At 70.1% G+C, this 24,149-nt stretch carries 16 protein-coding genes and 3 rRNA genes; 11 read left to right on the top strand and 8 right to left on the bottom strand.

The window, feature by feature from the left end:
* The first annotated feature begins 102 nt into the window (after window positions 1-102).
* From BKA00_RS06930 to rrf, 3 genes are all read left to right on the top strand, one after another.
* Window positions 103-1,622 (top strand): 16S ribosomal RNA (locus BKA00_RS06930).
* Between the two features lie 445 nt (window positions 1,623-2,067).
* Window positions 2,068-5,179, top strand: a 23S ribosomal RNA gene (locus BKA00_RS06935).
* 165 nt (window positions 5,180-5,344) lie between these two features.
* Window positions 5,345-5,461, top strand: a 5S ribosomal RNA gene (rrf, locus tag BKA00_RS06940).
* Together the 16S, 23S and 5S rRNA genes form the textbook arrangement of a ribosomal RNA operon.
* A 57-nt stretch (window positions 5,462-5,518) precedes the next feature.
* Here the strand turns inward: rrf and BKA00_RS06945 are convergent.
* Window positions 5,519-5,938 carry a hypothetical protein gene (locus tag BKA00_RS06945; protein WP_185024132.1) on the bottom strand — a complete coding sequence of 140 codons (420 nt, stop codon included), beginning with the start codon at window positions 5,936-5,938 and terminating at the stop codon, window positions 5,519-5,521.
* A 240-nt stretch (window positions 5,939-6,178) separates the two neighbouring features.
* On the opposite strand from BKA00_RS06945, the gene BKA00_RS06950 reads away from it, so the two are divergent.
* Window positions 6,179-6,601, top strand: a complete 423-nt coding sequence (locus tag BKA00_RS06950) for an SAM-dependent methyltransferase (RefSeq protein ID WP_185024133.1) — start codon at window positions 6,179-6,181, stop codon at window positions 6,599-6,601.
* Window positions 6,602-6,619: 18 nt separating this feature from the next.
* On the opposite strand, the gene BKA00_RS06955 is transcribed toward BKA00_RS06950, so the two are convergent.
* The gene (locus BKA00_RS06955) at window positions 6,620-7,228 is read right to left on the bottom strand and encodes a TetR/AcrR family transcriptional regulator (RefSeq protein WP_185024134.1); all 609 of its coding nucleotides are present in this window, start codon (window positions 7,226-7,228) and stop codon (window positions 6,620-6,622) included.
* 102 nt (window positions 7,229-7,330) lie between these two features.
* Here BKA00_RS06955 and BKA00_RS06960 point away from each other — a divergent pair, with 102 nt between their 5' ends.
* The 6 genes from BKA00_RS06960 to BKA00_RS06985 all read left to right on the top strand — a co-directional run bounded on the left by BKA00_RS06960 (window position 7,331) and on the right by BKA00_RS06985 (window position 15,290).
* The gene (locus BKA00_RS06960) at window positions 7,331-9,043 is read left to right on the top strand and encodes an acyclic terpene utilization AtuA family protein (RefSeq protein ID WP_185024135.1); all 1,713 of its coding nucleotides are present in this window, start codon (window positions 7,331-7,333) and stop codon (window positions 9,041-9,043) included.
* Window positions 9,044-9,099: 56 nt separating this feature from the next.
* Window positions 9,100-10,632 (top strand): acyl-CoA carboxylase subunit beta, encoded by a 1,533-nt coding sequence (locus tag BKA00_RS06965; RefSeq protein WP_230299073.1) that lies wholly within the window; start codon window positions 9,100-9,102, stop codon window positions 10,630-10,632.
* Between the two features lie 10 nt (window positions 10,633-10,642).
* The gene (locus BKA00_RS06970) at window positions 10,643-12,604 is read left to right on the top strand and encodes an acetyl/propionyl/methylcrotonyl-CoA carboxylase subunit alpha (RefSeq protein ID WP_185024137.1); all 1,962 of its coding nucleotides are present in this window, start codon (window positions 10,643-10,645) and stop codon (window positions 12,602-12,604) included.
* Window positions 12,601-13,755, top strand: a complete 1,155-nt coding sequence (locus BKA00_RS06975) for an acyl-CoA dehydrogenase family protein (RefSeq protein WP_185024138.1) — start codon at window positions 12,601-12,603, stop codon at window positions 13,753-13,755. The genes BKA00_RS06970 and BKA00_RS06975 overlap by 4 nt, the downstream gene beginning before the upstream one ends.
* A gap of 93 nt (window positions 13,756-13,848) precedes the next feature.
* Window positions 13,849-14,964, top strand: a complete 1,116-nt coding sequence (locus BKA00_RS06980; RefSeq protein WP_185024139.1) for an RDD family protein — start codon at window positions 13,849-13,851, stop codon at window positions 14,962-14,964.
* Between the two features lie 146 nt (window positions 14,965-15,110).
* Window positions 15,111-15,290, top strand: a complete 180-nt coding sequence (locus BKA00_RS06985) for a hypothetical protein (protein WP_185024140.1) — start codon at window positions 15,111-15,113, stop codon at window positions 15,288-15,290.
* Between the two features lie 71 nt (window positions 15,291-15,361).
* On the opposite strand, the gene BKA00_RS38680 is transcribed toward BKA00_RS06985, so the two are convergent.
* The 5 genes from BKA00_RS38680 to BKA00_RS07010 all read right to left on the bottom strand — a co-directional run bounded on the left by BKA00_RS38680 (window position 15,362) and on the right by BKA00_RS07010 (window position 20,836).
* Window positions 15,362-15,928 (bottom strand): P-loop nucleotide/nucleoside kinase family protein, encoded by a 567-nt coding sequence (locus BKA00_RS38680; RefSeq protein WP_185024141.1) that lies wholly within the window; start codon window positions 15,926-15,928, stop codon window positions 15,362-15,364.
* Complete coding sequence (locus tag BKA00_RS38685; protein WP_185024142.1) at window positions 15,925-16,983, bottom strand: enolase C-terminal domain-like protein; 1,059 nt, start codon at window positions 16,981-16,983, stop codon at window positions 15,925-15,927. Before BKA00_RS38685 ends, BKA00_RS38680 begins: the two co-directional genes overlap by 4 nt.
* 126 nt (window positions 16,984-17,109) lie before the next feature.
* Window positions 17,110-18,588 (bottom strand): LCP family glycopolymer transferase, encoded by a 1,479-nt coding sequence (locus BKA00_RS07000; RefSeq protein WP_185024143.1) that lies wholly within the window; start codon window positions 18,586-18,588, stop codon window positions 17,110-17,112.
* A gap of 40 nt (window positions 18,589-18,628) precedes the next feature.
* On the bottom strand, window positions 18,629-19,261 hold the full coding sequence (locus BKA00_RS07005) for a hypothetical protein (protein ID WP_185024144.1): 633 nt from the start codon (window positions 19,259-19,261) through the stop codon (window positions 18,629-18,631).
* 138 nt (window positions 19,262-19,399) lie between these two features.
* Window positions 19,400-20,836, bottom strand: coding sequence for a GuaB1 family IMP dehydrogenase-related protein (locus tag BKA00_RS07010; RefSeq protein ID WP_185024145.1), 1,437 nt, complete (start codon window positions 20,834-20,836; stop codon window positions 19,400-19,402).
* Between the two features lie 717 nt (window positions 20,837-21,553).
* Between BKA00_RS07010 and BKA00_RS07015 the strand changes: the two genes are divergently transcribed.
* Window positions 21,554-22,468: an Lrp/AsnC family transcriptional regulator gene (locus BKA00_RS07015; protein ID WP_185024146.1), complete on the top strand. Its 915-nt coding sequence runs from the start codon at window positions 21,554-21,556 to the stop codon at window positions 22,466-22,468.
* A 52-nt stretch (window positions 22,469-22,520) separates the two neighbouring features.
* Here BKA00_RS07015 and BKA00_RS07020 read toward each other — a convergent pair whose 3' ends face one another.
* The gene (locus BKA00_RS07020; protein ID WP_230299059.1) at window positions 22,521-24,116 is read right to left on the bottom strand and encodes a Na+/H+ antiporter; all 1,596 of its coding nucleotides are present in this window, start codon (window positions 24,114-24,116) and stop codon (window positions 22,521-22,523) included.
* Between the last annotated feature and the right edge of the window lie 33 nt (window positions 24,117-24,149).

Raw genomic sequence — 24,149 nt, forward strand, 5'->3', positions numbered from 1 at the left:
GGATTTCTTTGAGGCAATGCCATCCCCTTGGGGATGGTGATGCCGGGATTGTTTCCTGAGGTTTGGCCGGCTGGGGTTCGCCCCCTGGTTGGTCGTTGGACCTTGATGGAGAGTTTGATCCTGGCTCAGGACGAACGCTGGCGGCGTGCTTAACACATGCAAGTCGAGCGGAAAGGCCCCTTCGGGGGTACTCGAGCGGCGAACGGGTGAGTAACACGTGAGCAACCTGCCCCTGACTCTGGGATAAGCCCGGGAAACTGGGTCTAATACCGGATATGACCACTGGTCGCATGATCGTGTGGTGGAAAGTTTTTCGGTTGGGGATGGGCTCGCGGCCTATCAGCTTGTTGGTGGGGTGATGGCCTACCAAGGCGACGACGGGTAACCGGCCTGAGAGGGCGACCGGTCACACTGGGACTGAGACACGGCCCAGACTCCTACGGGAGGCAGCAGTGGGGAATATTGCGCAATGGGCGGAAGCCTGACGCAGCGACGCCGCGTGAGGGATGACGGCCTTCGGGTTGTAAACCTCTTTCAGCAGGGACGAAGCTAACGTGACGGTACCTGCAGAAGAAGCGCCGGCTAACTACGTGCCAGCAGCCGCGGTAATACGTAGGGCGCAAGCGTTGTCCGGAATTATTGGGCGTAAAGAGCTCGTAGGCGGTTTGTCGCGTCTGTCGTGAAAGCCCACGGCTTAACCGTGGGTCTGCGGTGGATACGGGCAGACTAGAGGCAGGTAGGGGAGAATGGAATTCCCGGTGTAGCGGTGAAATGCGCAGATATCGGGAGGAACACCGGTGGCGAAGGCGGTTCTCTGGGCCTGTACTGACGCTGAGGAGCGAAAGCGTGGGGAGCGAACAGGATTAGATACCCTGGTAGTCCACGCCGTAAACGTTGGGCGCTAGGTGTGGGGTCCTTCCACGGATTCCGCGCCGCAGCTAACGCATTAAGCGCCCCGCCTGGGGAGTACGGCCGCAAGGCTAAAACTCAAAGGAATTGACGGGGGCCCGCACAAGCGGCGGAGCATGTTGCTTAATTCGACGCAACGCGAAGAACCTTACCAAGGCTTGACATCGCCGGAAAACCATCAGAGATGGTGGGTCCTTTTGGGCCGGTGACAGGTGGTGCATGGCTGTCGTCAGCTCGTGTCGTGAGATGTTGGGTTAAGTCCCGCAACGAGCGCAACCCTCGTTCCATGTTGCCAGCACTTCGGGTGGGGACTCATGGGAGACCGCCGGGGTCAACTCGGAGGAAGGTGGGGATGACGTCAAGTCATCATGCCCCTTATGTCTTGGGCTGCAAACATGCTACAATGGCCGGTACAGAGGGCTGCGATACCGTGAGGTGGAGCGAATCCCTTAAAGCCGGTCTCAGTTCGGATCGAAGTCTGCAACTCGACTTCGTGAAGTCGGAGTCGCTAGTAATCGCAGATCAGCAACGCTGCGGTGAATACGTTCCCGGGCCTTGTACACACCGCCCGTCACGTCACGAAAGTCGGCAACACCCGAAGCCCGTGGCCCAACCACCTTGTGTGGGGGGAGCGGTCGAAGGTGGGGCCGGCGATTGGGACGAAGTCGTAACAAGGTAGCCGTACCGGAAGGTGCGGCTGGATCACCTCCTTTCTAAGGAGCACCAACTGGCCGGGATCGCCTCGCAAGAGGGATCGTGGTCGGTGGCTGCCGTTGACAGCGAATGTCTGTCAGGTGGCTGCTCATAGATGTGGAGCACTGGCTACTCAGCTCACCGCGTGTGTGAGCCGGCAAGTACCGTCCTGCGGCTTCGGCTGGAGGAAGGGGAACGGCGGTTTCAGGCAGGCGGGGGGTTGGACACGCTGTTGAGTCCTGAGGGAACGGGCGCGAGCCCGGGTGACCTCGGACTGCGGGACCAGGACCGCATCACCGGAAGGTGGTGTGGTTTTGGTGGGCCCGGTTGTTTTTTGAGAACTGCACAGTGGACGCGAGCATCTCTGGTGAACGATGAGAGCCGCTTTGAAGGGACCCTTCTTCGGGAGGGTGTCTTCGGGTTGGTCTTGTTGTTTATCTGCGATTTGTTCTGATCGTTTTGTGTGTTCAAGTTTTTAAGGGCATACGGTGGATGCCTTGGCATCAGGAGCCGATGAAGGACGTGGGAGCCTGCGATATGCCTCGGGGAGTCGGCAACCAGACTTTGATCCGGGGATTTCCGAATGGGGAAACCTGGCACCCGTCATGGGGTGTCGCCGCCTGCTGAATGTATAGGCAGGTTGGTGGGAACGCGGGGAAGTGAAACATCTCAGTACCCGCAGGAAGAGAAAACAATAGTGATTCCGTGAGTAGTGGTGAGCGAAAGCGGAGGAGCCTAAACCGTGCGCGTGTGATAGCCGGCAGGCGTTGCGTGTGCGGGGTTGTGGGACCACCCTGGTCCAGCTGCCGCTGGGCCGAGGAGTTATAAACCGCTGGGATAGTCGAATGGCTTGGGATGGCCGACCGTAGACGGTGAGAGTCCGGTAGACGAAATTTCAGTGGCTTCTGGGTGTGTTCCCGAGTAGCACGGGGCCCGTGAAATCCCGTGTGAATCTGCCACGACCACGTGGTAAGGCTGAATACTTCCTGATGACCGATAGCGGACCAGTACCGTGAGGGAAAGGTGAAAAGTGCCCCGGTGAGGGGTCGTGAAATAGTACCTGAAACCGTGTGCCTACAAGCCGTCAGAGCCTCCTCAGTTACCTTTCGGGGTTTCTGTTGGTGATGGCGTGCCTTTTGAAGAATGAGCCTGCGAGTTATGGTGTGTGGCGAGGTTAACCGGTGGCGGGTAGCCGTAGCGAAAGCGAGTCTGAATAGGGCGTTTTTAGTCGCATGCTGTAGACCCGAAGCGGAGTGATCTAGCCATGGGCAGGGTGAAGCGCCGGTAAGACGGTGTGGAGGCCCGAACCCACCAGGGTTGAAAACCTGGGGGATGACCTGTGGTTAGGGGTGAAAGGCCAATCAAACTCCGTGATAGCTGGTTCTCCCCGAAATGCATTTAGGTGCAGCGTCGCGTGTTTCTTGCCGGAGGTAGAGCTACTGGATGGCTGATGGGCCCTACCAGGTTACTGACGTCAGCCAAACTCCGAATGCCGGTAAGTGAGAGCGCGGCAGTGAGACTGCGGGGGATAAGCTTCGTAGTCGAGAGGGAAACAGCCCAGATCATCGGCTAAGGCCCCTAAGCGTGTGCTAAGTGGGAAAGGATGTGGAGTTGCTGTGACAACCAGGAGGTTGGCTTAGAAGCAGCCACCCTTGAAAGAGTGCGTAATAGCTCACTGGTCAAGTGATTCCGCGCCGACAATGTAGCGGGGCTCAAGCACACCGCCGAAGCCGTGGCATTGACACGTAAGTGTTGATGGGTAGGGGAGCGTCCTGTATCCGGTGAAGCCTCGGGGTGACCCAGGGGTGGAGGGTGCGGGAGTGAGAATGCAGGCATGAGTAGCGAATCACACGTGAGAAACGTGTGCGCCGGATGACCAAGGGTTCCTGGGGCAGGCTAATCCGCCCAGGGTAAGTCGGGACCTAAGGCGAGGCCGACAGGCGTAGTCGATGGACAACGGGTTGATATTCCCGTACCCGCTGGTATGCGCCAACGCTGAATCCTCTGATGCTAACCACCCGAACCATTCTTGAGGCCTTCGGGCCTGTTGGATGGGGAGCGTGGGACCCGAGGGGGTAGTAGGTGAGTGATGGGGTGACGCAGGAGGGTAGCTCAGCCCGGGCGATGGTTGTCCCGGGGTAAGGCTGTAGGGAGAGAGACAGGTAAATCCGTCTCTCGCGTATCCTGAGAGCTGATGCCGAGCCGTTTTAGGTGAAGTGAGTGATCCCATGCTGCCGAGAAAAGCCTCTAGCGAGTGTACCGGCGGCCCGTACCCCAAACCGACTCAGGTGGTCAGGTAGAGAATACCAAGGCGATCGGGTGAACTGTGGTTAAGGAACTCGGCAAATTGCCCCCGTAACTTTGGGAGAAGGGGGACCTCGCTCGGTGATGGCACTTGCTGCCTGAGCTGGGTGGGGTCGCAGAGGCCAGGGGGAAGCGACTGTTTACTAAAAACACAGGTCCGTGCGAAGTCGTAAGACGCTGTATACGGACTGACGCCTGCCCGGTGCCGGAACGTTAAGAGGACCGGTTAGGGGGACTTGTTCCTTCGAAGCTGAGAATCTAAGCGCCGGTAAACGGCGGTGGTAACTATAACCATCCTAAGGTAGCGAAATTCCTTGTCGGGTAAGTTCCGACCTGCACGAATGGCGTAACGACTTCCCCGCTGTCTCAACCACAGGCCCGGCGAAATTGCAGTACGAGTAAAGATGCTCGTTTCGCGCAGCAGGACGGAAAGACCCCGGGACCTTCACTATAGCTTGGCATTGGCGCTTGGAGCGTCTTGTGTAGGATAGGTGGGAGACTGTGAAGCTCAGACGCCAGTCTGGGTGGAGTCGTTGGTGAAATACCACTCTGGTCGTTTTGAGCGTCTAACCCGCACCCGTGTATCCGGGTGGGGGACAGTGCCTGGTGGGTAGTTTAACTGGGGCGGTTGCCTCCCAAAATGTAACGGAGGCGCCCAAAGGTTCCCTCAGCCTGGTTGGCAATCAGGTGGCGAGTGCAAGGGCACAAGGGAGCTTGACTGTGAGACGGACGTGTCGAGCAGGTGCGAAAGCAGGGCCTAGTGATCCGGCACCTACGTGTGGAAGTGGTGTCGCTCAACGGCTAAAAGGTACCCCGGGGATAACAGGCTGATCTTCCCCAAGAGTCCATATCGACGGGATGGTTTGGCACCTCGATGTCGGCTCGTCGCATCCTGGGGCTGGAGTAGGTCCCAAGGGTTGGGCTGTTCGCCCATTAAAGCGGCACGCGAGCTGGGTTTAGAACGTCGCGAGACAGTTCGGTCCCTATCCGCTGTGCGCGTAGGAGAATTGTGAGGGTCTGTCCCTAGTACGAGAGGACCGGGACGGACGAACCTCTGGTGTGCCAGTTGTCCCGCCAGGGGCACGGCTGGTTGGCTACGTTCGGTCGGGATAACCGCTGAAAGCATCTAAGCGGGAAGCCTTCCTCGAGATGAGTTCTCCCACCCCTTTGTGGGTGTAAGGCCCCCGGTAGACGACCGGGTTGATAGGCCGGAGATGGAAGCGCGGTAACGTGTGGAGTCGACCGGTACTAATAGGCCGAGTGGCTTGAACACACTGAACGTTCAGAGTGAGTCGCTGCGAGACGATGTTCGCGTCCCTGTGTGGTTCCCAGGAAACAACTGGGTGACCGCTGTTTTGATAAGTGAATTCTGAGCCGAATGGTTCGGACGTGGATTTGCACGCCCCCTTGGTTTTGTGGGGGGTGGTGCGTTAAGACGTTCGGTGGTTTTGGCGAGGGGGAAACACCCGGTCCCATCCCGAACCCGGAAGTTAAGCCCTTCAGCGCCGATGGTACTGCATGGGAGACCGTGTGGGAGAGTAGGACACCGCCGGACACATATTGCAGAAAGGCCCCGCCGTCACGGCGGGGCCTTTCTCATTTCCGCGGTTCCTTATCGTCCCGGGCGAGCCGGCACCTCGGTGGCCTTCTTCAGGGGTGCGTCGCGGGCTTGGCGCTCGGCGTCGAGCGCCGGCCTGTTCCGCGCGATGGCGCGTTTCTGGTGAGCGGCCTCCACGCCGGCCCAGACGTCCACGAGGCGCACCTCGCGTTCGCAGTGCACATCGGCCACGGCCGTCGCCGTCTCAAGAGGGCCGACCCGGTGTTCGGGTCTGTCCAGGAAGCGCCGGTCACGGGTGGCATCTCTCGGATTCGCGTAGAAGCGGCCGGCGCGCTTCATACAGGCGCTCCACCGCGCGAACGCGGCGCCGACGCGGCGGTCCTTCGCCGACATCTCCAGGGTCGTGAGCGAGCCGATCGGCGAGATTCCCGCTCGTCTGGGCGCGGAGCGGAGCGTCCGGGCCGCTTCGGCCACGCACCCGCCGTCTGGCACGTCACGCCCGTGAAGTCTGGCGGGGCCCTCTCCCCAGGCGGCCTGCCGTGCCTTCGCCGGCAGGCCGGGCCTCGCCGGACGCTTGCTGATCTCCGGCGTGCTGTAGCCGAGCCTCCTCGCCCGGGACTCGTCGGCGAGGCCGTAGCGGCGGGTGTTCTGCCCGAACGGGGGAGAAACCGCATCGGGCACATGTCGCCTGAGGCCGATGGCTAGGCTCGGTGGATGGCGTCGCTCTCACCCCGGCTTGCCGAGATCGTGGACGCGTTGCCGCTCGCGGCCGGCATGAGGGTGCTGGAGATCGGATGCGGACCGGGCGCGGCCGCGCGTGCCGTCGCCGCCCGCCTCGACGGCGGGCACATCGTCGCGATCGACCGCTCGCCCAGGGCGGTCGCCCAGGCGGAGGCGGCCTCGGCCGGAGAGATCCTTGCAGGGCGGATGAGCGTCCGGCAGGCCGCCGTCGAGGATTTCACGCTCGACGCCGGCGAAGCACCCTTCGACCTCGTCTTCGCCGTCCGGGTGGGGGCGCTCGACGGCCGCCATCCCCGAGCCGGCCGCGACGCCCTGCGGCGCATCGCCGCGGTCCTCGGTCCCGGCGGCCGCGTCTTCATCGACGGAGGCGACCCCCTGCGGGAGATCACCCCCTGACTTCGGGGAGGGGGCGGATCAGCGGCCGAGCGCCCGGTCGAGCGTGGCGGCCCACTGGCCGAGCAGACGGGCGCGGCGTGCCGAGTCGTCGGTGAGGAGATCGGCCAGTCCCAGACCGCGGACCAGGTCGAGCGTCGCCTGGACCGTTTCCCGGACACCGGGTACCGACTCGTCCGCGCCCAGGGCCTCCACGGTGAGGCGGTGGGCCTCGCGCCCGACCCGCGCCTCCAGGGGGACGACCTGTGCGCGGAGCTGCTCGTCCGAACTGGCCGCGACCCACAGCTGGAGCGCGGCACGGAAGAGCGGGGTCGTGTACATCTCGCCGAGCAGCGTGACGACGTCCAGGGTGGAGGGGCGGCGGTCGGCGAGCGCGTCCAGGCGTTCGCGCATCTGCGCCATCCGCACGTCCGAGCCGTACTCGACCGCCGCCGTCACCAGTTCCTCGCGCGTGCGGAAATGGTGCTGGGCGGCGCCCCGGGAGACGCCCGCTCGCTCGGCGACCACCGCCACCGTCGTGCCCGCCCAGCCAACGGAGGCCAGGCAGCCGATGGCGGCCTCCAGGAGGCGCCGCCGCGTGGCGCGGCTGCGGTCCTGCTGCGGTTCGCGGGGGACTGCCTGGGCGGTCATGAGGTCCTCGAAGTCGGTGGCCCTCCAGTCAACCAAACGATCAGGCGAAGAAACAATCATGCACGATTGATTTTTTAGAGGCGGGCTGGCAGGGTTCTGGCCATGAGCCAACCGCTGCGGGTCGGTAACGCCTCGGGCTTCTACGGCGACCGCTTCTCCGCGGTGCGGGAGATGCTGGAGGGCGGGCCGCTGGACGTCCTCACCGGCGACTACCTCGCCGAGCTGACGATGCTGATCCTCGGGCGCGGGAGGATGAAGGACCCGGACGCCGGGTACGCCGCGACGTTCCTGCGGCAGATGGAGGAGTCCCTCGGCCTGGCCGCGGAGCGCGGCACCGCGATCGTCGCGAACGCCGGCGGGCTCAACCCGCGGGGGCTGGCGGACCGGCTGCGCGAGCTGGCCGCCCGGCTCGGGATCGACGTGCGGATCGCCCACGTGGAGGGCGACGACCTGCTGCCCAGGGCGAAGGAGCTCGGCCTGGCCGACGGCCGCCGCGGAGGGCCGCTCACCGCCAACGCCTACCTGGGCGCCTGGGGGATCGCCGAGTGCCTGCGGGCCGGTGCGGACGTGGTGGTGACCGGCCGCGTCACCGATGCTTCCCTGGTCGTGGGCCCCGCCGCCGCGCACTTCGGCTGGGCGCGCGACGACTGGGACGCGCTCGCGGGCGCGACGGTCGCCGGGCACGTCCTCGAGTGCGGCGCGCAGGCGACCGGCGGCAACTACGCCTTCTTCCAAGAAATCTACAATGTAAAGGCGCCGGGCTTTCCGATCGCCGAGATCCGTGCCGACGGGTCCAGCGTGATCACCAAGCACGACGGAACGGGCGGCGCCGTAACGGCCGAGACCGTGACGGCCCAGCTCCTGTACGAGATCGGCGCGCCGTCCTACGCCGGACCCGACGTGACGACGCGGTTCGACACGATCGCCCTGGCGCAGGACGGGCCCGACCGGGTGCGGATCAGCGGCGTCCGGGGCCTCCCGCCGCCGCCGACCACCAAGGTGTGCCTGAACCACCTCGGCGGCCACCGCAACGAGATGACCTTCGTTCTCACCGGACTGGACATCGAGGCCAAGGCGGAGCTTGCGAAGGCGCAGCTGGAGGCAGCCTTCGCGGACGCCCGGCCGTCCCGCGTCGAATGGACGCTCATCGGCGCCCCCCGGCCGGACCCGGCCACGCAGGGGGAGGCCACCGCCCTGCTCCGCTGCGCCGTCCTCGACCCGGACCCGGAGAAGGTCGGCCGCGCGTTCAGCGGCGCCGTCGTGGAACTCGCCCTCGCCGGCTATCCGGGCTTCACCATGACCTCCCCGCCGGGGAAGGGCGGCCCCTACGGCGTCTACACGCCCGCTTACGTCCCGAACGAGGCCGTCGAGCACGTCGCGGTGACCCACGAGGGCGAGCGCGTGACCATCCCGGCCGCGCCTCTCGTATGCGAACTCGACACCCCCGGCGAGTCTCCACCTGCCGGGGGAGTTCCGCCGGGCGCCGCCGTTCGCGCACCGCTCGGCCGTGTCGCCGGGGCGCGGAGCGGGGACAAGGGCGGGGACGCCAACATCGGCGTGTGGGCCCGGACCGCCGCGCAGTGGCACTGGCTGGAGCCCTTCCTGACCACCGAAAGGCTTCGCGAGCTGCTGCCGGAGACCCGCGAGCACACCGTCCGCCGGCATGTCCTGCCGAACCTCCGTGCGGTGAACTTCGTGATCGAAGGGCTGCTGCAGGAGGGTGTGTCCGCCTCGACCCGGTTCGACCCGCAGGGCAAGGCCCTGGGGGAGTGGCTGCGGTCCCGCCTCGTCGACATCCCGGAGGCAGTCCTGTGACCCTGAGGAGCACGCTGGACACGCGGAGCCCGGAGTACCGGGAGCGCCGCGCGGCCATGCTGGAGAAGCTGGCGGCCCTGGACGCCGAGCACGCCAGGGCGCTGGAGGGAGGCGGCGAGAAGTACGTCGAGCGGCACCGCCGGCGCGGCAAGCTGCTGGCGCGCGAGCGGATCGAGCTGCTGCTCGACCCGGATTCGCCGTTCCTCGAACTGAGCCCGCTCGCCGCGTGGGGCAGCGACTTCCCGGTCGGCGCGAGCGTCGTCACCGGCATCGGCGTCGTCGAGGGCGTCGAGTGCATGATCGTGGCGAACGACCCGACGGTGCGGGGCGGGTCCAGCAACCCGTGGACGGTGAAGAAGAGCTTCCGGGCGTCCGACATCGCGCTGGAGAACCGGCTGCCCGTCATCAACCTGGTCGAGTCGGGCGGCGCTGACCTGCCGACGCAGAAGGAGATCTTCATCCCGGGCGGCCGCATGTTCCGCGACCTCACCCGGCTGTCGGCCGCGGGGATCCCCACGATCGCGCTCGTGTTCGGCAACTCCACTGCGGGCGGCGCCTACATTCCGGGCATGTGCGACCACGTCGTCATGGTCAAGGAGCGCGCGAAGGTGTTCCTCGGGGGGCCGCCGCTGGTGAAGATGGCGACCGGCGAGGAGGCGGGCGACGAGGAGCTCGGCGGCGCCGAGATGCACGCGCGCGCCTCCGGCCTCGCCGACTACATGGCCGCGGACGAGGCGGACGCGCTGCGCCTCGGGCGCCAGATCGTCGCGAACCTCAACCACCGCAGGCTCGGCCCCGCGCCGGGCCCGGTCGAGGAACCGCTGTACGACGCCGAGGAGCTGGCCGGGATCGTTCCCGAGGACCTGAAGGTCCCCTTCGATCCGCGCGAGGTCATCGCGCGGATCGCCGACGGGTCGCGGTTCGACGAGTTCAAGCCGCTGTACGGGACGAGCCTGGTCACCGGCTGGACGCGCGTCCACGGCTACCCGATCGGGATCCTCGCCAACGCCCAGGGCGTCCTGTTCGGGGACGAGGCGCAGAAGGCGGCGCAGTTCATCCAGCTCGCCAACCAGAGCGACACCCCGCTGCTCTTCCTGCACAACACGACCGGCTACATGGTCGGCAGGGAGTACGAGCAGGCGGGGATCATCAAGCACGGCGCGCTGATGATCAACGCGGTGGCCAACAGCGGGGTCCCGCACATCTCGATCGTCATGGGCGCCTCGTACGGGGCGGGCAACTACGGCATGTGCGGCCGCGCCTACGACCCGCGGTTCCTGTTCTCGTGGCCGAGCGCCAAGTCGGCGGTGATGGGGCCGCAGCAGCTCGCGGGAGTGCTGTCCATCGTCGCGCGCCAGGCGACGCAGGCGCGCGGGCAGGCCTACGACGAGGACCAGGACCGCGCGATGCGGGAGATGGTCGAGGCGCAGATCGAGGCCGAGTCGCTGCCGTTCTTCCTGTCCGGGCGGCTCTACGACGACGGGGTGATCGACCCCCGCGACACCCGGACCGTCCTCGGCCTGTGCCTGTCCGTCGTCCACAACGCGCCCGTGCGCGGCGCCGAGGGCTTCGGCGTCTTCCGGATGTGAGTGTCGAACAATGATCAACAGAGTACTGGTCGCCAACCGCGGCGAGATCGCCCGCCGCGTCCTGCGGGCCTGCCGGGACCTCGGCGTCGGGACGGTCGCCGTCCACTCCGACCCCGACGCCGCCGCGCCGCACGTCCGGGAGGCGGACGTCGCCGGGCGGCTGCCCGGCGCGTCCCCGGCGGAGACCTACCTGTCGGTGGAGCGGCTCCTCGCCGTGGCGAAGCGCGCCGGGGCCGACGCCGTCCACCCGGGCTACGGGTTCCTGTCGGAGAACGCGGACTTCGCGCGGGCGGTCGCCGACGCCGGCCTGACCTGGATCGGCCCGCCCCCCGAGGCGATCGCCGCGATGGGTTCCAAGATCGAGGCGAAGAAGCTGATGGCCGCGGCCGACGTCCCGGTGCTGCCCGAGATCGATCCCGCCCGGGTCGGGGACGCCGACCTGCCGCTGCTGGTCAAGGCGTCCGCGGGCGGCGGCGGGCGCGGCATGCGCGTCGTCCGGACGCCCGAGGAGCTGCGGGACGCCGTCGCGGGGGCGCGCCGGGAGGCGGAGTCGGCGTTCGGCGACCCAACCGTGTTCTGCGAGCCGCTGCTGGAGGACGCCCGCCACATCGAGGTGCAGATCCTCGCCGACGCGCACGGGACGGTCTGGACGCTCGGCGAGCGCGAGTGCTCGATCCAGCGCCGCCACCAGAAGATCATCGAGGAGGCGCCGTCCCCTGCCGTCGGCCCCGAGCTGCGCGCGCGGCTGTGCGGGGCGGCGGCGAGCGCCGCCCGCGCCATCGGGTACGCCGGCGCGGGCACGGTCGAGTTCATGCTGGCGCGCGACGGCCGCTTCTACTTCCTGGAGGTCAACACCCGGCTCCAGGTCGAGCACCCGGTCACCGAGTGCGTGTACGGGGTGGACCTCGTCCGGCTGCAGATCGAGGTCGCCGAGGGCGCCCGCCTTCCGGCCGCGCCGCCGGAACCGCGCGGCCACGCCGTCGAGGTGCGCCTCTACGCCGAGGACCCCGCACAGGACTGGCGGCCCGCCAGCGGGACGCTGCACACCTTCGAGGTGCCGGATGCCGACGCCGAGTTCGCCGTTCCGGCGGCGTACGGGCTGCGGCTGGACAGCGGCGTGGAGAGCGGCTCCGAGGTCGGCGTCCACTACGACCCGATGCTCGCCAAGGTGATCGCGTGGGCGCCGTCCCGGGCGGCCGCCGCGCGCCGGCTGGCGGCGGCGCTGCGCGGCGCCCGCATCCACGGCCTCACCACCAACCGCGACCTGCTCGTCCGGATCCTGGAGGAGCCGGGCTTCCTGGACGGCGCCACCGACACCGGATACCTCGACCGCGTCGGCCTGGACACCCTGGCCGCGCCGCTGGCGGACGAGGCGGCGGTCCGGGTCAGCGCGCTGGCGGCCGCGCTCGCGCAGGCGGCCGCGAGCCGGGCGGGCGCCGCGGTGCTCGGCGGGCTCCCGTCGGGCTGGCGCAACGTGCGGTCCCAGCCGCAGCGCCGGACGTTCCAGGGGCCCGGCGGCCCGGTGGACGTCGACTACCGGCTGGACAGGAACGGCCTGACCTCCGAGCTGTGCCCGGGAACGTCGCTGCTGTCCGCCGCGCCGGACGGCGTCGTCCTCGACCACGACGGCCTCCGCGAGACCTTCACCGTGACCGCCGCCGGGGACGCGGTGCACGTCGACTCCCGCCTCGGCCCGGTCACGCTCGTCGCCGTCCCGCGGTTCGCCGACCCGAGCGGGCGGATCGCCCCGGGCTCCCTCCTGGCCCCCATGCCCGGCACCGTCGTCCGCGTCGAGACCGAGCCGGGCGCGGAGGTCGCCGAAGGGCGGACCCTCGTCGTCCTGGAGGCGATGAAGATGGAGCACCGCATCGCCGCGCCGTCCGCCGGGACGGTCGCCGAACTGAACGTCACCGCGGGGCAGCAGGTCGAGTCCGGCGCCGTCCTCGCCGTCATCGAAGGGACCCCCGAATGAGCTTCGTCGAGACCGAGGAGCGGCGGGCCCTGCGCGCCGCGGTCGCCGAACTGGGCGGCAAGTACGGCTCCTCCTACTACGTGGAGAAGGCCAGGTCCGGGGAGAAGACCGACGAGCTGTGGGCCGATGCCGGGCGGCTCGGCTACCTGGGCGTCAACGTGCCGGAGGAGTACGGCGGCGGAGGCGGGGGCATCGGCGACCTCGCCGCCGTGTGCGAGGAGCTGGCCGCCGCGGGCTGCCCGCTGCTGCTCATGGTCGTGTCCCCGGCGATCTGCGCGACGATCATCGCCCGGTCCGGCACCGGGGACCAGAAGAAGCACTGGCTGCCGCGCTTCGCCGACGGCTCGGTGAAGATGGCGTTCGCCATCACCGAGCCCGACGCCGGCTCCAACGCGCACCGCATCACCACCACGGCGCGCCGCGACGGCGACGGGTGGGTGCTGAACGGGCAGAAGACGTTCATCTCCGGCGTGGACGAGTCGGACGCCGTGCTGTTCGTCTCCCGCACGCAGGACCAGAAGGGCAACCTGCGGCCGTCGCTGTTCATCGTCCCGACCACCGCGCCCGGCTTCACCTTCACCCCCATCGACATGGAGATCGTGTCGCCGGAGAAGCAGTTCGTCTGCCACCTCGACGACGTCCGGCTGCCCTACGACGCGCTCGTCGGCGACGAGGACGGCGGCCTCCTCCAGCTGTTCGCGGGCCTCAACCCCGAGCGCATCATGGCCGCCGCGATGGGCGCCGGGATCGGCCGCCTCGCGCTCGGCAAGGCGATCGGCTACGCCGGGTCCCGGCAGGTGTTCAGGACGCCGATCGGCGCGCACCAGGGCATCGCGCACCCGCTCGCCGCCGCCAAGATCGAGCTGGAGCTGGCCCGGCTGATGGGGCAGAAGGCCGCCTGGCTCTACGACGAGGGCGACGACACCGGCGCCGGCGAGGCCGCGAACATGGCCAAGTACGCCACCGCCGAGGCCGCGATCCACTGCGTCGACCAGGCCATCCAGACCCACGGCGGCAACGGCCTCACCACCGAGTACGGCGTCGGGATGCTCGCGGGGGTCGTCCGGCTCATGCGCATCGCCCCGGTCAGCCGCGAGATGATCCTGAACTACGTCGCGCAGCACTCCCTGGGGCTGCCCAAGTCCTACTGACCGGTCCGGTGGCGGCGGCGGGGCCGGGCGGCCTAGACTCCTGCCGTTCCCGCGCTTTGATCAAAAATGAAGATCGCGACCAGAGGGACTCACGTGTACGGTCCGCCGCCCGTTCCACCGCCCGCCGCCGAGCCCGTCCCGTCCGCGCCGCCGCCCGCCGCCGCCCCGCGCGGCCGCCGCCTGGCGGCCTGGGGCATCGACACCGCCCTCCTCGCCGGCGCCGCGATCCTGCTCGGCATGATGACGTGGGGACGGCTGAACGGCCTCCTCGGGGACGGCCTCTGGGGCGACGCGCTGTCGGCGGCGGGCGGGCTCCTGCTGTCCGGCGGCGACGTCCGGCAGGCCGCCGAGAACTTCGGCACGGGCATCTGGAACACGGCCGTCAGCGCCGTCGAGCAGGCGCTGCTCCTGCTCATCCTGATCGAGTTCCTGCACCAGTTCGCGGGGCAGGCCTTCGCCGGCCGGACCGTCGGCAAGGCCGTGCTCGACCTGCGCGTGGAGAACGCCAGGTCCGCCAAGTCCAGGGCGCTGCGCCGTTCCCTGGTGACCACGGCGGGCGGCACCGGCCTGTACTGCACCGCGTGGATCCTTCTCCTGCACGGGCTCTTCCTCCTGTCCCTCGTCACGTGGCTGGCCGCCGTCGCGGTGTTCCTGGCCAACAGCGCGCCGACCCTCGTCGGCGCCCGCCGCCGGGCCCTCGCCGACCTCCTGGCGGGGACGTCCCTCGTCCGCGCGGACGGCTACCGCCGCGCCGCCGAGGCCGCGCGGACGGGCGCCGTCATGGCCTGGGACGGCACGCACGCGGCCGGCCAGATCGCGGGACAGGCCGTCCGTGACAACGCCGCCCGCATCGCGCAGGCCGAATCGATGCAGCGTGCCCTCCAGTCGGAGCGTGCCCGGCAGATGCAGGAGCTCGGCCGGCGGTCCGCCGCCCGCATGCAGGACGCGATGCAGAGCGAACGGGCGCAGCAGGTCGGCGACGCGGGCAAGCGCGTCGGAGGACGGCTCAGGAACGCCTACCAGGATCGCCGGGCCGCCCGCCGGCAGCCGCTGCCTCCACCGCAGGAGCAGCCCGCGCTCCCGCCGCCCGCACCCCACTACGACCCCTACGCGCAGCCCGGGCAGTACATTCCGCCCGGCCAGCACATCCAGCCCGGCCAGCCTGGCCGGTACGAGCCGCCGCCGCAGTACATGCCGCCGCAGCAGTAGTCACCGAGGGCCCCGGAACTGCCGAAGTCCTACTGAATCACCCAACTCCGTCCTTTGCTCACTGTTAGCAGTCATTACGTTACATAGGGCAAGTGGCGGGGAGTATCGCTACGCAAGTACCGGATGCCGGAGCGAAAGGGATGATCATGAAGAGGTGTCTAGCGGTTCTGGTTCTCGCCGCCGGGACGACGGTGGCCGGGATGACCGGCCTGTCCGCCACGGCGTCGGCCGCCACGGCGTCCGGCGAGCCGATGAAGGGCCACGACCACCACTGCTGCTGTGAGCACAACGTCAACAAGAACGTGAACATCAACATCAACGGCTGACGGCCGTTCCCGTCCGGCGGTCCTCCGCCGGGCGGCCATCTGGCGGAGACCGCGCGGTCTCCGCCAGACCGTCACTCGGCCAGGGCGTCCAACTGCGCCTCCAGCGGCACGGGCGCGCCGAGGCGGTTGTCCACGGCCGTGTGGGGCACCGGGGGCGGCGTGCCGGGCAGCATCCGGGCGACGAAGGCGTCGAACGCCGCCAGTTTGCCGGTGTCGCGGGGCGAGCCCCGCCGCTCCAGCCGGTGCCGGAGAGTCTCGGGGTCCGTCCGGATCCAGACGAGACGCACCGGCGGCCCGCCCAGGCTCGCGACCCACTCGGTCCAGCGCGCCACGTCCCGGATGTGGCCGGTGAACGGGCCGCTCAGCAGCACCGGGCAGCCGTGCGACCGGATCTCCCGCGCCGTGGCGGTCATCCCCGCGTACTCGTACGGCTTGACGTGCTCGTCGTACCAGGGGCCCTCGCGCTCGCCCGGATCGCGGGAGGACGCCGCGAGCGTCGCCTCCACGAACGGCCCGAACATCGTGTCCTTGTCCAGCAGCGCCGGCACGGGACGCAGCCGCCGCAGCAGCAGGTCCGAGACCGTGGTCTTGCCGGAGCCGGGCGGCCCCGCCACCACCCAGGCCGGGGCGGGCGTCACGTCGACAGGCGCAGGCGGCGGGTCGCCAGCCGCTCGATGCGCGCCTCGTCGATCTCGTGTCCGAGGCCCGGCTGCGTGAGCGGGACGCCGACGACGCCGCCGGACGAGCGCACCGGCGGCGTCACGAACACCGGGCCGCCGGCCGGGTCGGACACGTCGCTGGGCAGCGTGCACCCCGGCAGGGCCGCGAGCGCCACCGCCGCGGCCTGCCCGATGCCGAACGCGCCGGAGCCGCTGCACCACACGTCCCATCCCGCCGCGTAGGCGAGGTCGTGGGCGCTGCGGGCCGCGGTCAGCCCGCCGAGCCGGTCGAGGCGCAGGTGCAGCGCGCGGCCCGCCTCCAGCGACAGGGCCGCGTCCAGCGTCTCCAGATCGCCCACGTCCGGGGCCACGGCGGTGCCCACCCGCGCCTGGAGCCGGGCGTGCGCGGCCAGGTCGCCACCGGGGAACGGCCGTTCGATCGCCGCCAGGCCGTAGGAGTCCAGGGCCTCCAGCACCGCCAGGTGCTCCGGCGACTCGGTGTAGGAGTGGCCCGCGTCGGCGACGAGCGCCAGCGCCGGGTAGGCCTGCCGGATCGCCCGGACGGGCTCGACGTCCCATCCCGGCCGTACGTCCAGCGTGACACGGGTGTGGCCCGCTCCAACGGCCTTGTTGACCCGGGCCGTGACCGTGTCGATCGCGGGCTCGGGGGAGATCCGCGCCCCCGTCACGATCGAGGTGCGGGTGCCGCCGAGCGCGTGCGCGAGCGGCAGCCCCCGCGTCCGGCACCACAGGTCCCAGCAGGCCGTGTCGACGGCCGCCGCGGCCTCGCGCGCGCCGAGGTCGGCGGCGGCGGACACGTCCTCGGGGCGGTCCCAGTCGAGCCCGATGAGGGCCGGCCCCATGCGCGTCTCGATGTCCGCCCATGCCGCGCCGGGGTCGCCGGCCCCGTTCCGGACGGCCATCTCGCCCCAGCCGACGGCGTCGCCGCCGGCCAGGCGGACGAGGACGCTCTCCGGCCGCCGCCCGCGCGGCATCGTCACGCGGAAGGCGTCGCAGCCGTGGATCCGAGGCACCGCACCAGCCCTTCCCAGTAGGGGTCGTTCCTCAATGATCCCCCCTCCCCGGAGCAGGGAGGACAAACCACGCGGGCCAGGGCCGCCGCGGCGGGACGGACGCCGGCCGCGGGCGTGGCCGCCCCGTCAGGGGCAGCTGCTCTCCAGTGACACCGGCTTGGAGCTCGGCTTGGACGGCTCGCCGCCGTCCTGCCCGTCGGGCGACTCGGTGGGCGAGGCGGTGGGCGAGGCGGTCGGGGTGCCGCTCGGCTTGGCGCTGACCTGGCGCGGCTCGCTGTTGACGGCGTCGGCCGCCAGGCTGCGGATCTTGTCGAAGTCCGGGTTCCCGGTGTAGATCAGCGGCGGGACGAACTGCAGGCTCCTGATCTGCGCGCCGTTCTTGACCCGGTTCGACAGCTTCATCAGCGCGGGCAGCAGCTCCTGCGGGATGTCGGTCGACAGCGTCCGCTTGGCCGCCGCGGCGAGCTTGTCGAAGCTGGTGAGCACGGTCTGCGGGTCGGCCTGCTCGGCGATCGCCCGCATCAGGCACTTCTGCCGGCTCATCCGCACGTAGTCGCTGCTGTTGGTGCGGGACCGCCCGTACCAGAGGGCCTCCTTGCCCTTCAGCGTGCGGTCCCCGGGCTGCAGGACGCCCCCCTGCAGGCCGTACGGGATCGGCTCGGTGATCTTGAGCTTGACGCCGCCCATGGCGTCGACGATGTCGGCGAAGCCGAACATGTCGACGAGGATGTAGTAGTCCACGCGCAGGCCGAGGACTCCGGCGACGGTGGCCTTCAGGAGTTCGGGGCCGCGGCGCTTCTTGGCGACGCCGGGCACCACGTCGGGGTGGTTCTCGGCGTACTCGTAGACCTCGTTGAGCAGGCCCGGGTTCTGCGGTCCGTCGCCGGTGAAGCCGTAGGGGAACCGGTCGCGGGCCGGGCCGGGAGGCATCGGGAACCGCTCCAGGTTCCGCGGCAGGCTCAGCAGCACCGTGTCGCCCGTCTTGGTGTCGACGCTGGCGAGCGTCACGCTGTCGGTGCGCACGCCGGTGCGGTCGGCGGCGGAGTCGCCGCCGAGCAGCAGGATGTTGACGCGCGACTCGCCGTTGAAGGGGTCCTTGGCGTCGACGGGCTTGCCGTTCTCACTGCCGGTGCGGAAGATGCTGGTCAGCGCGTCCCGGTACACGTAGGTGCTGTGCGCCGACCATGCCACCGGCACCGCGACGGCGAAGCACATCACCGCGACGGCGGCCGCGCCGAGCGTCCGGGCGCCCGCGGCGAGGCGGACCGGGCGCAGCAGCAGGTAGGAGCGGACGACGACGAGGATCCACAGCACGCCGAGCGCGATGATCGCGGCGGAGGTCCGCTGGAGCACCGCGGGCTGGACGGCGTAGTGGACGAGGTCGGAGCGGTAGAGCGTGGCGGCGCCCGCGAGGGCGGCGACGATCGCCACGTACAGCGCGAGCAGCAGCCCGCCGGCGACCCGGCGGCCCGTGACGAAATGCGCGACGCCCCAGACCAGGGCGGACGCGAGCGTCAGCGCCAGCGCGCGGGGAAGGCCCCCGGCTCCGCCGGAGGTACCCGCATCGTCCCTGTTCCGGGTACGCCCACTCGGCGACCGACCCATGTACGCTCCGATTCCCACCCACAGTGAATTAAGCCTCGGCTCACATTATGGACGCGTCGAACCGGGCAAAGGTTGCGTAAGAGTCGATCGCATGCGAGCGGGTGTGGCCTTTGGTGCAGATCGTCAGGATAGTGAATCCGCCGCCGTCCGGGGGCCCGTACGGATGATCACGTAGCGGGCAGGGCGCCAGCGCGTGGGCGGCCGACAGCGGCGGGACGATCACCAGCAGGCAGAGGACCGACACCGTGGTGCCGCCCGCGAGCCGCCACAGCGGCGCCAGCCCGGCCGGGAGCAGCACGGCGTAGGAGTGGACGATCAGACCCGCCCACAGGGCCGCGACGACCACGCAGCCGGCCGCCATCGCCGCGGGCCACGCGGGCCGCGCCGCCGCCTCCAGCAGGAGCGGGCGCCCGTACCCGGCGGCGAGGGCCGCCGCGGTCAGCGCCAGCGCCTGGACGGTCAGCAGCGCCGCCCCGAGCCGGACGCGTCCGGACCGCAGGTGCGCGATGCCCGGCAGGGCCGGGGAGACCGCGGCGATCACCAGCGCCTCGGCCAGCTCCCGCAGCGCCGCCTTCCGCGCCCGGCGGCCCCGTTCGCGGTCCCGGGCCGCCGGACCCGTCGCGCCCTCCGCCGGCGGCCGCGTCCCGGCCCCGGTCGGCCCGCCGTCGACCATGCTGCGCCCCCTTCGGGGGACGGAGACCCCTCTCCGTTCCCGACGTAAGAGAGTGCAGGTCAGCGGGCTGAACGGGGGGCGAAGGCGGCGGCGTGTCGCGAAATGCGGCGACGCCTGGCGCTGTGGAGGAGGCGCGCTTTACCAGCTGCTGGACAGCGGCTTGCCCTCGGCGTAGCCGGACGGGCTCTGGATTCCCACCAGGGCGCGCTCGTGGAACTCCTCCAGGGTCCGCGCGCCCGCGTAGGTGCACGAGCTGCGCAGCCCCGCCACGATCGAGTCGATCAGGTCCTCCACGCCGGGCCGCTGCGGGTCCAGGAACATCCGGGAGGTGGAGATGCCCTCCTCGAACAGGGCCTTGCGGGCGCGGTCGAAGGGGGAGTCCTCGGCGGTGCGCAGCCGCACCGCTCGGGCAGAGGCCATGCCGAAGCTCTCCTTGTAGAGCCGCCCGTCCGCGGCGCGCTGCAGGTCGCCCGGCGACTCGTAGGTGCCGGCGAACCACGAGCCCACCATCACGTTCGCGGCGCCGGCCGCGAGCGCCAGCGCGACGTCGCGCGGGTGCCGGACGCCGCCGTCCGCCCACACGTGGCGGCCGAGCCGGCGCGCCTCGGCGGCGCACTCCAGCACCGCGGAGAACTGCGGGCGGCCGACGCCGGTCATCATCCGGGTGGTGCACATCGCGCCGGGGCCCACCCCGACCTTGACGATGTCGGCGCCCGCCTCGATGAGCTCGCGGGTGCCCTCGGCGGTCACCACGTTCCCGGCGACGACCGGGACGGCGGGGTCGAGCGCCCGGACCGCGGCGAGCGCGCTGATCATCTTGTCCTGGTGGCCGTGCGCGGTGTCGACGACGAGCAGGTCGGCGCCCGCCTCCAGCAGCGCCTTGGCCTTGCCCGCGACGTCGCCGTTCACGCCGACCGCCGCGGCGACGCGCAGCCGGCCGGCGGCGTCCACGGCCGGGCGGTAGAGCGTGGCGCGCAGCGCGCCGGTGCGGGTGAGGACGCCGGCGAGGCGGCCCTCGGCGTCCACGACGGGCGCGAGCCGGTGGCCGCGCTCGTGCAGCCGGTTGAACGCCTCCCGCGGGTCGACGCCGGCGGGCAGCGTGACCAGGTCGCGGGACATGATGTCGCGGAGCTGGGCGAACCGGTCCACGCCCATGCAGTCGGCCTCGGTGACGACGCCCACCGGACGGTCGTCCTCGACGACGATCACGGCGTTGTGCGCGCGTTTCGGCAGCAGCGCCAGCGCGTCCCCGGCCGTGCTGGAGGGGTCGAGCCGGATCGCGGTGTCCACCACCAGGTCGCGGCCCTTGACCCACTCGATGACCTCGGCGACGACGTCGACCGGGATGTCCTGCGGGAGCACCGCGACGCCGCCGCGCCGGGCGGCGGTCTCGGCCATCCGGCGGCCGGACACGGCCGTCATGTTGGCCACCACGAGCGGGATGGTCGTCCCGCTGCCGTCCGCGGTGGCCAGGTCGACCTCGAGGCGCGACCCGACGGAGGAACGGCGGGGGACCATGAAGACGTCGTTGTAGGTGAGGTCGTGAGCGGAACGCTCACCGTTCAGCAGGTGCACGGCAGTACTACACACCAATCGCGTTCGCAGTGGCTGGGCCACCGTACATTCTCGGCGATACCCGGCCGTGCTCCCGCCATGGCCGGCGGCCGGACGCCCGGACCGCCCCGTCGCCGCGGGCAGAGCCCGTGACCAGGGGTGATGACACTGTGTCCCGGGAGGGCGTCGAGTGTCGTCTCCGCTCGTCTTCCCCCCTCCTTCCAGGGATAACGAAAGTGAGCGCGTGCACCTGATGCAAAACGGTGCAACGTGAGGCTTGGCTCTCTGTAAAGTTACCTCTTGACGTAACTGCGCCCCCGATGCACTTTTCTTACATGTGCCTCGCGCGGACGGCGGATCCGCCGTAGGGGGTGGGTCAGAAGAACACCGGGAGAAGCGCATGCAGGTCACGCACGTCGTCCCGGTCGGCCATGCCCGCCCGCGCCGTCGGCCGCCCCGGCCGGGCGGCGATCGCCGGAGCGGTCACGGCCGTCCGGCGCGTCCACCGCCCGCGCCGCGCCGCGCCGCGCGCGCGGCGCGGGCTCGGCAGCGTTGCGCTTTCGTACCGGTTTCTGCGGCATTTAAAACGTCGCCGCCCGGAACCGGTCACCGACGCTTCGACGGTCGTCGGGCATGGCGAACACGAGCAAGATCAATATTTGACGTCATACCGTCCTGAAATGGAATGATCTTGCAGTTGCTGGCAAAACGATTCATCACATGTCGAGGAGGAGAGCCGTGCTGGATGCGGTCGACGCCGTGCTCGTCCGCGAGCTCCAGCGGGATGGCAGGGCGACGTTCCAGGCGCTGGCCGATCGCGTCGGGCTTTCCCGCACGGCTGTGCGGGCACGGGTGCAGCACCTTCTCGAAACCCAGGTCGTCCGCGTCGTCGGCATCGTGCACGCCGCCGTCGTCGGCGCGGAGGCGATCGGGCACGTCTCGGTCACCGTGGCCGGTTCGGCGAGGGAGGTGGCCGAGACCGTCGCCGAACGCGCCGCGGTCAGCTTCACCGCGCTGACCGCGGGCCCGTACGACCTGGTCGCCCAGGTGCGCACCCGCGACGACGCCGCGCTCGCGGCCGAGGTGGACCACATCAGGTCCGTCGCCGGCGTCCGCGCGGCCGAGGTGTTCCGGTCGGTGTCCACCGTGCGCGACACGCACGCGGTGGTGCGCGAGCTCGGCGAGGTCACCCTCGACGACATCGACTGGCGGCTGCTGCACGAGCTGCAGCGCGACGGCCGCGCCCCCTACACCCGGCTCGCGCACGTCATCGGCCTCTCGCAGGCCGCCACCCGGGCCCGGGTGGTCAGGCTCATGCGCACGGGCGTCATCCAGGTGACCGGGCTCGCCGACCCCCTGGCGCTCGGCGCCGCGGAGCTCGGCGGGTTCGGGCTGGTGGTGACGGGCGGGCTGCGCAAGGTCGCCGACGCGGTCGCCGCCCAGGACGGCGTCCGCTACCTGGCGACCGGCTTCGGCCGCTACGACATCGTCGGGCAGGTCGAGGCGGCCTCCCGCGCCGAGCTGGTGGCCGTGTTCGACGCCATCCGGTCGGTGTCCGGGGTGACGGTACGGGAGTCCTGGCACCACCTCGACGTGGTGAAGGAGTCCTACGCCGTCCAACTGCCCGAGCAGCCCCTCAACGGGGCGGTCTGAACGCGGCTCGCTCCCCGGCCACGGCACGACCGTGGCCGGGGCGCGGCGCCCGCTAGTCGCGGCTGAGGGCGACCTCTTCCAGGTCCAGCTCGTGCATGACGCGGGCCAGGACCTCGTCGTCGATGCGGCGCTCGTCCCGCATCCGCACGAACACCCGGCGCTCGGCCATCAGCATCTCCCGCCGCAGGCGCCGGTACGTCGCCGTCGGCACCTCCTCGCCCTCCGGGCCCGTCCCGCCTCCGAGCCGCTCCCAGGCGCGCAGCTGCCGGTGCTCGGCGAGCTGCCGGAGCCGCTCCACCACCGACGCGTCGAGCCGCTCCTCGGCGTTCAGCTCCTCCAGCCGCTCCAGCGCGGCCTGCGCGGCGGCGTGCTGCGCGCCCGCCAGAGCGACGGTGTCGGCGTAGCGCTCCTGGTCCCCGCCGATGCCGAGCGCGCGGATCAGAGCCGGGAACGTCAGCCCCTGCACCAGCAGCGTCCCGAGCACGGTGGTGAACGTCAGGAACAGGATCAGGTCGCGCCCCGGGAACGGCCTGTCGCCCGAGGCGACGAACGGGACCGCGAACGCGGCCGCGAGCGAGACCACCCCGCGCATCCCGGCCCACGACACCACGACCAGCCCGCGCCAGCCGACGTTCGGCAGCGCCCGCTCCCGCCGCGACAGCAGCCGCGGAACCTGCGAGGCGGGGAACACCCACACGAACCGGGCCGCGACCGTGACGGCGAACACGGCGGTCGACCACCAGGCCAGCTCCTGCCAGCTCCGTCCCGACATCTCGTGCACGATCGGGGGCAGCTGGAGGCCGATGAGCAGGAAGACCACCGACTCCAGGAGGAAGACCATGACCTTCCAGAAGGAGTGCCCGATCAGACGGGTCACCGCCGCAGACTCGGTCTCCCGGTTCCCCAGGTACAGGCCGCTGACCACCACGGCGATCACCCCGGAGGCGTGCACGCTCTCGGCGATGAGGTAGGCGGCGAACGGTGCCACCAGCGCGACGCCGTTCTCCACCAGGGGGTCGTTCAGCCGGGTCCGCAGCCAGTGCAGCGGCGGTCCGAGCAGCAGCCCGACCGCCGCGCCCACGACGGCGGCGAACAGGAAGCGGCCCACGCCGTCCAGGAGGGTGAACCCGGCGCCCGTCGCCGCGATCAGCGCCACCCGGAACGCGGTCAGCGCGGTCGCGTCGTTGAACAGGCTCTCCCCGACCAGGACCGTCACCGTGCGGCGCGGCAGGCCGAGGCGCTGCGCGATGCTCACCGCCGCCACCGCGTCGGGCGGCGCCACGATCGCGCCGAGCACGAACGCCGCCGCCAGCGGCAGGTCGGGGACGATCAGGTGCGCCACGTATCCGACGGCGAACGTCGTGAACAGCACCAGCCCCACCGACAGCAGGCCGATGGACCAGCCGTTCTGCCGGAGGTTGGTGAACGAGCTGTTCCACGCCGCGGAGAACAGCAGCGGCGGCAGGAACACGAACAGCACGAACTCGGGTTCGAGCTCGAACTCCGGTACCCCCGGGACGAAGGAGAAGGCGAGCCCCGCGATCACCAGGACCAGCGGTGCCGACAGGCCGAGGCGCCGCGCCGCCGCGGCCACCATCAGGGCGCCGACCGGTACGGCCAGCAGCCAGAGTGCGTGCGTCGTTCCCACCGCCGAATCATGGCATGACCGGGCAGGACGGGC

The sequence above is a fragment of the Actinomadura coerulea genome (genome assembly GCF_014208105.1).
Classification (GTDB): domain Bacteria; phylum Actinomycetota; class Actinomycetes; order Streptosporangiales; family Streptosporangiaceae; genus Spirillospora; species Spirillospora coerulea.

What these genes read in the sequence shown, in the direction of transcription:
- BKA00_RS06985 (WP_185024140.1), top strand. Translation starts at nt 15,111, where the DNA reads ATGAAGAGGTGTCTAGCGGTTCTGGTTCTCGCCGCCGGGACGACGGTG.
- BKA00_RS06950 (WP_185024133.1), top strand. Translation starts at nt 6,179, where the DNA reads ATGGCGTCGCTCTCACCCCGGCTTGCCGAGATCGTGGACGCGTTGCCG.
- BKA00_RS06955 (WP_185024134.1), bottom strand. Translation starts at nt 7,228, where the DNA reads ATGACCGCCCAGGCAGTCCCCCGCGAACCGCAGCAGGACCGCAGCCGC.
- BKA00_RS07000 (WP_185024143.1), bottom strand. Translation starts at nt 18,588, where the DNA reads ATGGGTCGGTCGCCGAGTGGGCGTACCCGGAACAGGGACGATGCGGGT.
- BKA00_RS07005 (WP_185024144.1), bottom strand. Translation starts at nt 19,261, where the DNA reads ATGGTCGACGGCGGGCCGACCGGGGCCGGGACGCGGCCGCCGGCGGAG.
- BKA00_RS06965 (WP_230299073.1), top strand. Translation starts at nt 9,100, where the DNA reads ATGCTGGAGAAGCTGGCGGCCCTGGACGCCGAGCACGCCAGGGCGCTG.
- BKA00_RS06970 (WP_185024137.1), top strand. Translation starts at nt 10,643, where the DNA reads ATGATCAACAGAGTACTGGTCGCCAACCGCGGCGAGATCGCCCGCCGC.
- BKA00_RS06960 (WP_185024135.1), top strand. Translation starts at nt 7,331, where the DNA reads ATGAGCCAACCGCTGCGGGTCGGTAACGCCTCGGGCTTCTACGGCGAC.
- BKA00_RS06975 (WP_185024138.1), top strand. Translation starts at nt 12,601, where the DNA reads ATGAGCTTCGTCGAGACCGAGGAGCGGCGGGCCCTGCGCGCCGCGGTC.